The 13,528-nt window shown below is 63.4% G+C and carries 12 protein-coding genes; 2 read left to right on the forward strand and 10 right to left on the reverse strand.

What is annotated here, in order from left to right; all coding sequences use genetic code 11:
* Window positions 1–19: 19 nt before the first annotated feature.
* From TRAD_RS03665 to TRAD_RS03685, 6 genes are all read right to left on the reverse strand, one after another.
* Window positions 20–1,243, reverse strand: a complete 1,224-nt coding sequence (locus tag TRAD_RS03665; RefSeq protein ID WP_013177242.1) for a glycosyltransferase family 4 protein — start codon at window positions 1,241–1,243, stop codon at window positions 20–22.
* On the reverse strand, window positions 1,240–2,466 hold the full coding sequence (locus tag TRAD_RS03670) for a glycosyltransferase (RefSeq protein WP_013177243.1): 1,227 nt from the start codon (window positions 2,464–2,466) through the stop codon (window positions 1,240–1,242). Before TRAD_RS03670 ends, TRAD_RS03665 begins: the two co-directional genes overlap by 4 nt.
* Window positions 2,463–3,581 (reverse strand): glycosyltransferase, encoded by a 1,119-nt coding sequence (locus tag TRAD_RS16780; protein ID WP_148221295.1) that lies wholly within the window; start codon window positions 3,579–3,581, stop codon window positions 2,463–2,465. Before TRAD_RS16780 ends, TRAD_RS03670 begins: the two co-directional genes overlap by 4 nt.
* 120 nt (window positions 3,582–3,701) lie before the next feature.
* Window positions 3,702–4,937 carry an O-antigen ligase family protein gene (locus TRAD_RS15595; RefSeq protein WP_013177245.1) on the reverse strand — a complete coding sequence of 412 codons (1,236 nt, stop codon included), beginning with the start codon at window positions 4,935–4,937 and terminating at the stop codon, window positions 3,702–3,704.
* 49 nt (window positions 4,938–4,986) lie between these two features.
* Complete coding sequence (locus TRAD_RS03680; protein WP_013177246.1) at window positions 4,987–6,555, reverse strand: lipopolysaccharide biosynthesis protein; 1,569 nt, start codon at window positions 6,553–6,555, stop codon at window positions 4,987–4,989.
* 241 nt (window positions 6,556–6,796) lie between these two features.
* Complete coding sequence (locus TRAD_RS03685) at window positions 6,797–7,009, reverse strand: hypothetical protein (protein ID WP_013177247.1); 213 nt, start codon at window positions 7,007–7,009, stop codon at window positions 6,797–6,799.
* Between the two features lie 233 nt (window positions 7,010–7,242).
* Between TRAD_RS03685 and TRAD_RS03690 the strand changes: the two genes are divergently transcribed.
* On the forward strand, window positions 7,243–8,454 hold the full coding sequence (locus TRAD_RS03690) for an adenylosuccinate synthase (protein ID WP_013177248.1): 1,212 nt from the start codon (window positions 7,243–7,245) through the stop codon (window positions 8,452–8,454).
* Between the two features lie 210 nt (window positions 8,455–8,664).
* Complete coding sequence (locus tag TRAD_RS03695; RefSeq protein WP_013177249.1) at window positions 8,665–9,489, forward strand: MerR family transcriptional regulator; 825 nt, start codon at window positions 8,665–8,667, stop codon at window positions 9,487–9,489.
* 121 nt (window positions 9,490–9,610) lie between these two features.
* Here TRAD_RS03695 and TRAD_RS03700 read toward each other — a convergent pair whose 3' ends face one another.
* The 4 genes from TRAD_RS03700 to TRAD_RS03715 form a co-directional block, all read right to left on the reverse strand.
* On the reverse strand, window positions 9,611–10,753 hold the full coding sequence (locus tag TRAD_RS03700; RefSeq protein WP_013177250.1) for a citrate/2-methylcitrate synthase: 1,143 nt from the start codon (window positions 10,751–10,753) through the stop codon (window positions 9,611–9,613).
* A gap of 140 nt (window positions 10,754–10,893) precedes the next feature.
* A complete protein-coding gene (locus TRAD_RS03705; RefSeq protein ID WP_013177251.1) occupies window positions 10,894–12,177 on the reverse strand; it encodes an MgtC/SapB family protein in 1,284 nt (427 codons plus the stop codon).
* Window positions 12,178–12,195: 18 nt separating this feature from the next.
* Window positions 12,196–12,510, reverse strand: a complete 315-nt coding sequence (locus TRAD_RS03710) for an HRDC domain-containing protein (RefSeq protein WP_041947125.1) — start codon at window positions 12,508–12,510, stop codon at window positions 12,196–12,198.
* Window positions 12,411–13,070 carry a 6TM ABC transporter family protein gene (locus tag TRAD_RS03715; RefSeq protein WP_013177252.1) on the reverse strand — a complete coding sequence of 220 codons (660 nt, stop codon included), beginning with the start codon at window positions 13,068–13,070 and terminating at the stop codon, window positions 12,411–12,413. The genes TRAD_RS03710 and TRAD_RS03715 overlap by 100 nt, the downstream gene beginning before the upstream one ends.
* Window positions 13,071–13,528: the final 458 nt, after the last annotated feature.

The following is a 13,528-nucleotide window of genomic DNA, read 5'->3' on the forward strand; positions in this document are numbered from 1 at the left end:
GGGGTCCACGGGGTTTGGGTCAAGGTCGGTGCTCGGCGTGGGCGCGCTCGAGCACCCCCATGAGGTCGCGCGCCAAGAGGTCGCGGGAAAAGCGCGTTTCGGCGAGCTCAAAGGCGCGCTTGCCCGCCCGCTCGAGCCACGCCCCGTCCGCGAGCGCCCTCAAGAGGCGGGTCTTGGCCTCGTCGAGGTCGTTGGGGGGGAGCACGAGCCCCGCGCCGGTCTCCTGTAACATCTCGGCTTGCCACCCCCCGTAGTTGATCAGCATCGGCGTGCCCGAGGCGAGGCCGTCGAAGAACTTGTTGGCCGAGTTGTGCCACATCTCTTTGAGGTCGATGAAGAGCGAAGTGGCAAACGTGGCCGCCGAGAGGATGCCGGGTACCTCGGCTTTGGGCACCTTGGGGAGCATGTGGAAGTTATCGCCCAAGACGCCGAGCTCGCGGGCGCGCGCGCGCACCTTCTCCTCCTCACGCCCGCCGCCGACCACCAGAAAACGCACCTCGGGCGCTTCGGGGCGCACCTTGGCGGCGAGTTCGGCGAGGTACGAAACGCCGTTGATCTCGCCCATGGTACCGACGTAGACCACCAAGGGCCGGTCGCCCAGCCAAGCGTGCCGCGCCCGGAAGGCGGCGCCCGCTTCGGCGGGGACGTTGAAGAGCTCGATGTCGGCGCTGTTGGGGATGACGTGAACGCGCTCTTCCGGGTAGCCGGTGCGCACCACGCCCGCTTTCATCCCCGGCGAGAGGGCGACGACGCGCGCGGCGTTGCGGTAGGCGAAGCGCTCGAGCCACTGCGCCGAGGCGATAGACAGTCCGCCCCTAAGCGCCCCGATGGCGATCGGCAGCTCCGGCCAGAGGTCGCGGACCTCGAAGACCATCGGCACACCCTTGCGCCGCGCGGCGTACACGGCCGGCAGCGCGATGGTGAGCGGGGTGCTGGTGGCAAAGACGAGGTCGGCGTCTAGCTCGGCGGCTTTGCGCGCCGCACCGATGGCGAATTTGAAAAACGCGCGGATGCGCTCGGGAGCGCTCAAGCTGTTCGAGTAGGGGACGGGCAACCAGTGGACGCGGATGCCCGCCTCGTCGGTCGTGCGCCACCCCGTCTGGCCCGGCTGGGGGTTGCGGTCCGAGGTGATGAGGTCGACCTCGTGGCCCCACGCGACGAAGCGCCGCGCCATCTCATACGAGCGGATGCTCCCCGGTACGGCGGGGGTGTGAAAGTACTGGTGGATATAGGTGATTTTCATAGCGGTACCGTTTCCTGCTGCGCCGAGGGCGCGACGAGAGGTTCGGAAAAACGCGCCTCCAAGGCGTCGACGATGCGGCGCACGTCGTGCAGCTCGAAGACCCGAGCACGCCCCGTTTGCGCGAGGCGTGCGCGCCGTTCGGGGTGGGAGATGAGCTCGAGGAGGGCCTCGACGAGTGCGGAGACGTCTTCGGCGGGCACCAGTAGGCCCGCTCCTTCGGTGAGGAGCTCTTTGGTGCCGCCCACGTCGGTGGCGATCACCGGCAGCGCGTGCGACATCGCCTCCATCACGGCGACCGAGATCCCCTCGTGGAGGCTAGGGAGCACAAAGGCGTCGAAGGCGCCGCTCGCGTAGAGGCGCAACAGTTCGGCGTGGTCGACGTTGCCGAGAAAGGTGACGCGGTCGCTCAGCCCTAGCTCGCGGACCTGCGCCTCGAGCTCCTCGCGCAGCTCGCCCCCACCGGCTAGGGTGAGCGTTACGCACAGGTCCCGCCTTTTAAGTTCGGCGAGCGCTGCCAGCAAGTAGCGGTGCCCTTTACGCGGGATGAGCGTCGCCGTGCAGACCACGCGCAGGTGCGTGCCCTCGGGGAGTGGCGTCGGCTCTACCGCCGCAGCGTCTAAGGGGACGCCCATACGGATCACAACGCCTTTTTCGTCAAGCAGAGAGCCTGCCACGGGGCGCGCGCGTTCAAACCCGTCTTGCGAGATAAAGCGCGCGAAGTGGGCGCTCTCGAGCTTTGCCGGGAGGGCGTTCGGTTGCACGATGTCCCAGCGGTGCGCGGTAAAGCTCCAGGGGATGCCGCTCACCTCGCCGGCGATCATCGCGGCTGTAGCAGCGACCGACGCCCAGTAGCCGTGGATGTGTTCAGCTCCCCAAGCGCGCGCGACCCGTGCCAGCCAGAGCGCTCTGGGGAAGACGGCGAGGTTTTTCTCGACGACGTCGCGCTTTTGGCCCTCGAGGACGCGGCGCAGCACCCCGACTGCGCGGCCCGGTCGGCGGACGAACTGGGCGGCACCACCCCCGAACGAGGCCGCTGAGACGAGGGGCGCATAGAGCGTGTGCGGTACGAACGGGAGGGCGTCGCTGGGCGGGGTGGCGGCGTAGCGCGACATCGGCGCGAGCCGCACCTCGTGCCCGCGCCGCGTGAGCTCCTGCAGTTCGGGTACGGCGAAGACCTCGGTCGTGCCGTAGGGTAAGGAGGCGGTGACGTAGAGGAGTTTCACCGGTTCACCGTCTCGACACGCGCGCTATCTGTAGGAGGGTGTTCTGGCGCTTGTCGGTGGCGCAGAGCGGCGAGGCGATGCGGCGGGAGGAGCACCTCGAGGTAACGCGGCACCGTTGCCTGCTCAGAGAAGTCAGCTGCCCTGCCCTGTAACTTTTCTCGTGGGGGTGGGGCAGCGAGGGTTTTGGTCATTGCCTCTGCAAGCGCCGCAGCGTCACCCACGGGCACTAAGGGACCGTACTGGCCACCTGCGAGCACCTCAGAAGGTCCGCTTGGACAGTCCGTTGCAACGACCGGACAACCGCAGGCCATCGCTTGGATGAGGACTCCCGGAAGTCCTTCAAACCTCGAGGAGAGGACGAAAAGGTGTGCGCGTGCCATGTAAGCGAAAGGGTTGTCGACGAAGCCGGGGAGGTCGACATCCGCTGCAATCCCCAACTCCGTTACAAGCGCCTCCAACGCCCCTCGCTCCCCACCCTCACCAAGGATGACGAGGCGCACTGGGCGTTTGCGGCGCATCTCGGCGAACGCGCGGATGAGGGTAGGGAAGTCTTTCTGTGGAGCGAGGCGTCCTACACCCAAGATGACAGGGGGTTCTCCCTCGTTAAACCAAGGGTGCTCGAGTGGCGCGCGCGCTTTTTCCTGGAGCGTGTCGGTGACTACGGGATTGTAGATGGTGAAGACGCGCTCTGAAGGGAGCGGCACGAAGCGTTGGAGATCTTCGGCGACTCCTTGTGATACAGCAATGTGCGCGTCGGCCCAAGGGTAGGTACGGCGTACAGCTTCACGCAGGATCTTGCGCTTAAGCGAATGCACGGTTCCGGGAAAGAGCATATTCGATTCGCGGTTTATAACGCGCGTTGGTACGCCGGCAAGGCGCCGTGCAAGGAGTGCGACGACGCTTGCATGATTCAAGGTTGTGAGAAGCGCGTCGGGCCGTTGTCTGTGCAAGTAACGCACGAGCTTGGGTAAGCTGGCGAACACGCCTGGCGAAGTTAGGTCTATGATCCGGATGTCTGGCTTAACCTGATTAAGGTAGGGACCTCGAGCCGCTGCCAGAACAAGGTCAACGCGGGCTCCACATTCAAGGAAACCGTGGGCCAAGTTTACCATCATCCGTTCGGCACCGCCGCCGTCCAGGTTGGGCAGGTATAGCGTGATGTATGGAGGGTCGGTCGATGGTGAGAAGGACAAGCTAATCCCTCTTCTCTCTCAGGCGAGTGTCTGGCGTAATCTTCAATGAATCTGCGAGGATGCTGTTAGTGGTTGCGGCGGTTGCGTTGGCGTCGACGACGGTGCAAGTAGGGGTACAGCAACAACGAGCGCTTTACGAGTTGTCATAAGGGACAGCAAAACCCAAGTGATCTTGTTGTACTCCCAAGCGGCAGGTATGTTAGCCGTAATCAAGCTGGCCCACAAAACAAGATAAAACCATCGATCTGAAGTATTGGGTAAGAAAAAAGGTAGGACGGAAAGTAAAAAAAGTAAGACGAATAGCATTATACCAACTACTCCTAACTCTGCCATAATGGAAATGAAAGAATTATGGGCATTCATGGCAGAGCCTAGTTCTGAAGCGACTGCGGTCGAGAAACTACCAATTCCGTAACCCAACCAGGGTCGCTCAGCGATGATGCGAAGGCCTGCAGCCCAGATCGCACCCCGCGAGGTCATGTCACCTTCACTAATCTCAGCAGACGCTTCAGAAAGGCGTGTAAGGTTTTCAGGAGGGACGGTGTTTAGGACGCCGTAGATGCCGATGGGGATGAGGAAAAGCAGGAACGCTTTGCGCGTTAAGCTAAGAGAACGAAAGGAGAATAGGATGAGGCTCATGCCTACAAGCGCGTTGATAAACCCCCCTCTAGAGGCCGTGAGACCGATCGCTAGAAGCGAGGTTGGTAGGTAGAAAAAGTTGATCCAGGAAAGCCAAGCGTTTCTGTACATGCTCGCCAGATGCCAGGCGATAGGTATGCCAAGAGCCAGAGTAATAGCGATCCAGTTGGGGTTGTCGCCGCTTAAACCTGAGTAGCGGCCTGAATTAGCAAACGAAAGCCCCAAAATAAAAGAAGCCATGATGGAGGCGCATGAGACATAGGCACCCCAAACATAGGCCTGCAGCAGGGCCCGAAGTTGCTTGTTGTTGCGACAGAGTTGCCAGACGAGAAAAGTCACTAAAAGGAGTTGGGCGTAGGTTTGCGAGCGATTAAACGAGGCGGTAGGTGCGATACTCCAAAAGTACGAAAGAAAGGACCAAAGCGTGAAAGCGGCAGCGGTAAGAACTAGGAGCGAAGGGACCCGCAAACGCAGCCCTTGCTTCGAAAATAGCGATAAGAAGCCCATGGCGAACGCAACAAGGCCAAAAAGGCTCCCTATGGAACCGACGACTGGAACGGCGATCGAGCGTTCCCACGGCAGAGAGAAGACGAAAAGCCAGAGGGCGGAAAAAGCTAACGCGCCAAGCTTGATAGACATGTTCTCCTTTACTCTTCGTTTCTCATGACAGTTCAAGCTCAGACAAGCGTTATCTCGCTTGAAAGCTAAAACGACGCCTGAGATTGTAAGGCAGATAGCCACTTAGTGTCTGTATAATCCACATTCCGTCTCTTCCCAAAAAGAGCGTCGGAGACAACCATAACAACGCACAATATGTAGCCCCCACCGCTCCTGCTGCCGCTAGCAAGGTAATGAGCTCTGGAAGGACAAAGGGGCGTAAGATAGCTGCGAGGACCCAAGCTTCGGCGAGGACGATACCGCTTACCAGAAGGGCTGGCAGATGAATACGGGCGAGCTCGAGCCAGGTCATCTTGGTAAGCTGCAAAGAAAGCTGCGCCATTGAAAAAAAGTTAAAGGCGATGGCGATGCTGACACCTGTTGCAACCCCGGTGATACCTCCGTAGTGCCCAAACCAGGCACCCAAAACCACCATAACGGAAAAGATGAACTGCCGCAGTGCACGCCGAAACACGGCACCTGCCGCTCTGCTAAGAGCGTCTCCCATTTTGTAGGAGGTGCGAAAGAGCATCGTGGCGGCAAAAATGCGAAAGGGGGGGACAACGGCATCCCACTGCCTTCCGAAAAGAACTCGTATGATCTCGGGAGCCATGACGAACATAAAGGCGCTAAGCGGCAGCACGATGAGAGCGATAGCAACTACCCCTCTACGATAGACCGCGCCAAGGGTGTGCGGTCTGTCTTGGACTTTAGCCATAGAGGTGAAGAGTACGGTGTCGAGAACCTGTCCAAAATAGGTTGAAGGGAGCACCATAAGCTGAAAGGCACGACCGTAAAGACCAGTAGCGCTAGCGCCCATGGTTGCACCTACGATGAGGTTGTCAGAGGTGTTGGCGATGCGGTTAAAAACTTGTCCAAGCGTAAAGCCACCGCCGAAGCGGAGTAAACCTGAAAGAGCAGACCACTTGAGCTGAAAGCTTTTGGCGTGAGGCGTCGCGCGCAGAAAAAGCAAACTGGATACCGCTGATTGTGTAAGCGACGCCCATACAAGCGCCCAAGTACCAAAACCCAAAAAAGCTAGTGCAACACCTACGATGCCAAAGCCGACGATATAAGAGGTGACACCAAAACGCGCTTTGATGCGGAAGTTGAGGTTGCGATGGTTTAAAGAGCGTGCCACCAAGCCAACACCGTTGATGATGAAGAGGAAAGAGAGCCCACGCATCACCGAAGCAAGCATGTGCTGATCAATCTCGCGAAAGACGCTGGCGAAGGTCGGTGCCAGCAACCAAGCAACGCCTGTGAAAAGGGCGCTGAGCAAGAGCGTTAGGGTGTAGCCGGAGCGGATGTGGTCTTCAGTGAGGGTGCTGCGTTGGATTAAGGCGGGGCCGATGCCAATTTGCGAAAAGAGACCGGCAAAAACGGTAATGATGTTGGCGATGTTTAGCAAACCGAACTCTTCGGGTGTAATCAGCCTCGAGAGGATCCCCAGAACCAGAAACTGCAGCGCGGCTTGTGCCCCGGTGCCCGAAAACGACCAGAAAAAACCGACGAGGGTGCGGTGCGTTAGTCCCTTTTTGGGTGCCTGTTGGGGCCTTTTGACGACGGTGACGTTTGGAAACTTCGTAGGTTTGGGCACGACTACCTCGAGGGGAAGAGCTGAATTTGGATGCGCCAGACAGCCCGCGCGTGGGCGCTTCGGTGGCGCAGCGACGCAGCGCAAAAGCATACCATAGGTCTTTGGCTCTCCCCAGCGCGCAGCCTTGAGGCAACGGCTGCAGCGCAGCGGAAGTGCGGGGTAGCGGCCACGGCGCTTACGCTACCAGAGCAGCGCGCGCACGCTGCAGAAAGGGTCACAGCGCGCGACGTTAGAGCCGCCCTTAGTTGAGCTCGCGTTCGACGTGCAGGTTGGGCGGCGGTTCTTCGTCCCCCTCGAGGTAGAGGTAGTCGTCGATGGTCTCTAGCAGGTCGCGCAGCCGCGGGTCGTCGACCAGCGCGTCGCAGAGCTCTAACTGCTCCTCTTCGTCAAGTGCGGCGAGCGCTTCGATAAGCTCGCCTACCGAGAGTTTGGCCACGATGAGATCCCCTTCCATCGCTGACGCGTTCGGTTCACGCCGCGGACGTAGACTCAAGGGGCAGGTGAGAAGCCTTTACAACGACCACGCCGCAACTGCCGTAACGTAGAGATACCACATGTAGGGGCGTGGGCACGTAGGTGTCGGGGGCGCGTCCACGACTAAGACGCTGCCCGCAAGCGGCGTTGCCGAGGCGCAGCTCCTGGTGTGATCGCAAGATGGGTGTGTCATACTTGGCCCTTGGAGGTAGCATGCCAGGAGTTGCGATCATCGGGGCGCAGTGGGGTGACGAGGGTAAGGGTAAGGTGGTGGACGCGCTCGCCCACGACGCCGACTTCGTCGTGCGCTATTCGGGGGGGGCGAACGCCGGACACACGGTCGTCGTTGCGGGCGACGTGTTTAAGCTCCACCACCTGCCCTGCGGCGTGCTCCACGACCACCCCACCTCGGTGCTGGGGGGCGGGATGGTGATCGATCCTTGGGCTTTTCGCGAGGAGTTCGAGCGTTTTGCCGAGCGTCGCAACCCGGGGCAGGTGGTGATCTCCGAAGAGGCGCACCTCGTACTGCCCCATCACAAGAAAAACGACGAGGGGGGCGGTTTCGTCGGCACCACGGGGCGCGGTATCGGGCCCTGCTACTCGGACAAGGCGCGGCGCATCGGGGTGCGCTTTGGCGACCTGATCGACGAGCGCGTCTTGCGCGAGCGCCTAGAACGCCTCTTGAGCGCCAAACCGAACTCGACGGCGCGCGTCGGTTGGACGAGCGTGGACGCGGCCATGGAGGAGCTCGCCCCCGTGCGCGCGTTTGTCCTGCCCTTTATCGGCGACGCGGGACACCTGGTGCGCGAAGCGCTCGCCAACGGCAAACGGGTGCTCTTCGAAGGGGGCCAGGGCACCATGCTCGACCTCGCCTACGGCACCTACCCCTACGTCACGAGCAGCCATCCGACGGTTGGCGGTATCCTGGTGGGCGCTGGGGTCAGCCACCGGGCTTTAGATCAGGTCTACGGGGTCGTCAAGGCGTTTACCAGCCGCGTCGGACACGGCCCTTTCATGACCGAAGTAGAGGGGCCGATGGCGGCACGTCTGCGCGGTACTGGCGAGAACCAGTGGGACGAGTTCGGCACCACCACGGGGCGCGCACGCCGGGTCGGTTGGCTCGACCTCGTGCAGCTGCGGTACGCGTGTGAGATCAACGGCTTCGACGGCCTCATCGTCACCAAGCTCGACGTGCTCTCGGGGTTGGAGACGGTCAAGGTCTGCACCGCGTACGATGACGGCAAGCCGGTGTACGACGAACTGCCGGGTTGGGGTGAGCTCAAAGGGCTCGGGACGCGTGACGCTTTGCCCAAGGAGGTTTCGGCGTACCTCGAGCGCATCGAGCAGTTTACCGGGGTGCCCGTGGTGATGTTCTCGACCTCGCCGGGGCGGGAGGACACCTATGGCGAGGTGACGTGGGGATAGGCGAGCGAGGGGACCCTAAAGGCCCCCGTGTTCTTAGCTAGGGTGTCACCTAGAGCCTAGACGAATCGCACGGTTGGGTGCGGCAGCAAGCTTCGAGCTTGCTGCCGCACGTTATTTTCAAGTCTTAATCAAAGCGCCTCCCGTCTTGACCCTCCGGCTACCGGAGGCGTCATGCTAGCCCTGTGAGCGCTTATAGCAGAGGAGGTGTCGGTGTTTAAGATAGGCGACTTCGCTAAACTCACGCGCGTCTCGGTCAAAACCCTCCATCACTATGACGACATCGGGCTCTTTAAGCCCGCCTATGTGGACCCGGCGACGGGTTACCGCTTCTACTCGTTCGAGCAGCTCCCACGCCTTAACCGCATCTTGGTGCTTAAGGCGTTGGGGTTTAGCCTCGAGCAGGTCGCCAAACTTTTAGAGGAGGCGCTGAGCTCCGACGACCTTCAGGGCATGCTGCGCCTGCGGCAGGCGGCGTTGGAGCAGCAGGTCGAGGAAGCGAGGACGCGCCTGAGAGAGGTCTCTGCGCGCCTTTATCAAATTCAAAGGGAGGGAAAGATGCCCGAACATGAGGTCGTGCTGAAAACCGTTGCGCCCGTCTGGATCGCTTCGGCGCGGGAGACCGTGCTCGAGCCCGAGAGGATGCGCGAGCGGTGCCTAGCGCTCCTAGAGGAGGTCTTCGGGGCGGTCGAAGCGAACGCGCTCGCCGCTACACCGACCACGCTCGCCCTTTATCACGACGGCGCCGAAGGGGTAGACGTCGAGATGGCGGTGTTCCTCGAGCCGCAAAGAGGGCCCCAACAGTATGGCCGTGTGCGCGTCAGGGAGCTGCCCGCCGCGAGGATGGCGAGCGCCGTCTACAAGGGTAGCTTCAACGCCTTTGAGGTCATTGGACAGCTTCACGCCGATCTCGGCCGGTGGCTTGAAGCCAGAGGCTACCGGGTGTGCAGCCCTTCCCGCGAACTCTATCTGCAACCACCTGAGGACTACAGCCAAGACGGGGTGATGGAGCTTCAGTATCCTGTGACGAAGGGGTAACGCCTCCGGTGAAGAGGGGGCGCAAGGCGTTCGGATGGTCGTGTTCAGAGCAGGTCACCCGGCCTGCGCCGCCCGCCGTAACAAAGGGGCGGGGTACGGCGTCGCCATACCCCCAAGCGGCTTAGCGTTCGCTGAGCGGCACGAAGGTCTTGCCCCTGGGGCCTTCGTACTTGAGTTTGGGCCGCATCAGGCGGTTGTCGGCGTACTGCTCTAAGAGGTGCGCCATCCACCCCGGTACGCGCGCGACGGCGAAGATGGGGGTGTACATGTCGGCGGGGAAGCCGAGCATCCGGTAGACCGAGGCGCTAAAGAAGTCGACGTTGGGTTTGACCTGTTTGCCGCGGCGCTCCATCTCGCGGTCCATCACGCGCTCCATCTCCTGGCTCATCTCGAACCACTTGGCGTCACCCGACTCCGCGGCGAGCTTTTCGGCGACGCCCTCTAAGATGGCCGCGCGCGGATCCAACACGCGGTAGACGCGGTGCCCGAAACCGGGGATGCGCGCTTTTTCCTGGCTGAGCTTGTCGAGCACAAAGCGCTCGACGTCCTCGACGCCGTTGATCTGCTCGAGCATCTGCATGACAGCCGTGTTGGCGCCGCCGTGCAAGGGGCCCTTGAGCGACCCGATGGCGGCAGTGATCGCGCTATAGACGTCGGTCAGCGTCGAGGCGGTGGCGCGCGCGACGAACGTCGAGGCGTTCGAGCCGTGCTCGGCGTGGAGCACCAGAGCGACGTCCATGACCCGAACGGCGGCCTCGGTGGGTTCTTCGCCGGAGAGCATGTAGAGAAAGTTCGCGGCGACGCCAAGTTCTGGGTGGGGGTCGACGGGATCTTTGCCCTCGCGCAGCCGCTGCAGCGCGGCGGTGAGGGTGGCCGCCTGGGCGGTGAGTTTGAGGCCGATGCGGCGCACGTTGGCGAGGTCGACGCCGTCGCGGTCTTTGTCGGCTGCGGCGAGGGCGGAGACGGCCGTGCGCAGCGCGTGCATCGGGGAGGCGTCGGGTGGGAACAGGCGGAGGACTCCTAACACCTCCTCTGGAACGGCGAAGTGCGGTTTGAGCTCGTCTTGAAAGCTGTGGAGCTCCGCTTCGGTGGGTAGCTCGCCGTTCCACAGGAGATAGATGACCTCTTCAAAGGAGGCTTTGTCGGCGAGTTCGCGGATGTCGTAACCGCGGTAGATCAGCTCACCCTTGAGACCGTCGATGCTGCAGATCTTGCTGGTGTCGATGAGAACGCCGTCTAGGCCGCGGTGAATGGTTTGTTCCATAGTGCCTCCAGGGAGTTCATGCTTCTTATACTTTACCCGCTGCAGCGCCCACATACGAGGCGGAAACGGGTGACCCCAGTACACCCCGTAGCACCCCACGGCCCAAGACCCTGGGGCGCCTACGTGTAACGTGTAGGGGCTTAGTCTTGCAGGTGCGGTTCCCACCACGCCAGCCCGACGCAGGCGCCAGCGGCCGGTAAAAGTACCCCAAACAGGGTGCGGGCGAAGGGGGGGCTACCGCGCGAGAAGGCGATGGCCACTTTGAAGAGGCTGTTGGCCGCGGTTGCCAGGGCGAGCGCCCGGGTCGCGGTCACGCGGTCGACCTCGCCCCCGAGCCCCTGCGCCACGCTGAGGGTGATGGCGTCGAGCTGCGTCAGCCCGCCCAAGACACCTGCGGCGTAGAGACCTTCGGGTCCAAGCAGCTCCTGTGCGGCGCGCGCCGCGAGGGCCACAGCGGCGTAGAGCAGGGCGAAGGTGAGGGCGGGGCGGAGCCGAAAGGGGTTCTCGAGCGCCGGTAGCTGCGCCGTCTGCGAGCGGCCGCGCCGGTAGAGCAGCCCCGCGCCGAGCAGCGTGACAGCGGAGAGGCCGGCGAAGGGCGGCAGCACCGCTGTAACCAACGCGGGTTTGATGACGCTCAGGTAGACGAGCAGCCGCACGAGCGTCATGTTGGTCGCGAGCAGCACGCCGGTCGCGAGCAGCGTTGCGCCCGAGCCCCCGTCGCCTGGCTCCGCTTGCGCCTGCAGCTCGCGGCTGCGGCCGCTAAAAGAGAGCGTCACGGCGGTCGAGGAGGCGAGCCCGCCCACCACGCCGCTAAAGAGGAGGCCGCGCTGGGTGCCGAAAAGCTGCGTGGCGACGTAGCCGACGAACGACACACCGGAAATGAGCACCACCAAGAGCCAGATGGTGCGCGGGTTGAGCACCCCCCAAGGGCCGTAGGCGGCGTCGGGTACCAGCGGCAAGACGACCAACGAGACGGCCGCAAAGCGCACGACGGCGTAGAGGTCTTCGCTCGTCAAGCGGCCCGCGAGGGCGTGCAGCTCGGTGCGCAGCGACAGCACGCCGGTGGCGATCACCGCGCCCGCCAGCGCCGTGACGTAAAACCCCAGCCCCGCTGTGACGCCGAGCCCGAAGGTGACGAGCGCGGCGACTTCGGTGGTGCCGCCGACCTTGTCCCCCTGCGAGGTGCGCCAGTAGGAGAGCGCGAGCAGCGTCCCCAAAGCGAGGAGCCCCAAGGGGACGACGGCGGCCCCAACGAGCGGTTGCAAAAGCGCGCTGAGCGCGCCGAAAAGCGCGATCAGCGGGAAGGTGCGGATGCCCGCGAAGATCGAGCCCCTGTCCTGGCGTTTGCGCTCGCGCTCGAGCCCGACGAGTAGCCCCAGCAGGGTCGCGATCAGCAGCGACCAGATCGCATCGGCGTCGTTCACGCGAAAGGGGCGACCCCCTTAGCGCTGCTGAGGGGTGTCGCCACGCAGCACCCGTAAGAGCGCCTCGCCGTAGCGCTCGAGCTTGACCGGCCCAATCCCTTTGACCTCACCGAGCTCGGCGAGCGTCTGCGGGTTGTGCACGGCGAGCTGCTCGAGGGTCTCGTTGCGCAAGACGATGTACGCCGGGGTGCCCTCGGCAGCAGCCGTCTCGCGGCGCCAGGCCTCGAGGCGCTCTAGGCGCGCGCGCGCTTCGGGGGGGAGCGTCGCCGCGCGAGGTTCGGCCGTGAGCTCTGCGCTCGGCGCTTCGGTCGTCGGGTCGCTCTCGCCCCCCATCGTCGGTGGGGCGCTCGGCGGCGGGGGGCCGGGTGGGCCTGGGTGGGGGTGCTCGGCGCGGCCTGGGTGGGGGCGGCGTTCGGTGCGTCTGGCGTGGGTGCGCTCGGTGGTGGCACGACGACCGTGGTGCGCGTTCTCGGGAGCGCCCCGCGGTCGCGCAGGAGCAGGTAGCTGCCGACGGCGACGAGCAGCAAACCGAAGCCGGTCGAACCGAAAAGCCCCGAAGCGGTAAAGGTGCTGAAAAGCCCCAACGCCGCCAAGATGCCGGCGACGTAGAGCGGCCAACGGCTGGGGCGCGGTTCGACGCGGTCGATAACGAAAAAGCCGACGGCGAGGCTTAAGAGCTTGCCCGCTTGGGTCGGGAAGAGCATGCCGACCGCGACCCCCGCGAGGACAGCGCCGGCGACCAGAAAGCCGTAGTTTTTGCGGCTGGCGTACGCGGCGATAAAGGCGGCGGCGACGCTGCCCATCCAGAGCCAGTTCGCCTCCCCGGCTCGCGACAGCAGCGAAAGCACGCCGACCGCGATGAGCAGGTAGGCGATCAGGCGTCCTTTAGTCATCGTTAACCTCCTCTGAACCTGGTAACTGCGCCGGTGGGTTCTACACCGCAGCGTCGGCCCCTAAGCGCGCTGCGCCTCGCCGTGTAGCGCCCTTTGGGAGGGGGGCGCTGGGTGCCACGGGTACCCGACGCGGTTGGGGTGCCCTCGGTGGCGGGCGCCAGCGGCTCCTGGGGTGCGAGCTCGGGGAAAGCCATCGGGGTCGCGCGCCCCCGACGCGACGCTTGTCTACCCCGCGATGATAACGTATCGGCCTCTGCCGTGCCCGCGCTGATGAGCCGGCGACCGATGCCCTCGGCGGCCCGTTGGGCCCCTCGTACCCTCTGCCGACCGGTGCGGCGCGCGGGGGCCGGGTGCGAGTGTGTACTACACTGTATGAAGTGCAAGCTTCGCCGCGCGCGTCAGGTGCTACCCTGAGGGGACGACCACAGCGAGCCCACGTCCCGGCCTGCCGGAGAGAC

Origin of the sequence: Truepera radiovictrix DSM 17093 (assembly GCF_000092425.1) — a bacterium.
Taxonomy (GTDB): Bacteria; Deinococcota; Deinococci; order Deinococcales; family Trueperaceae; genus Truepera; species Truepera radiovictrix.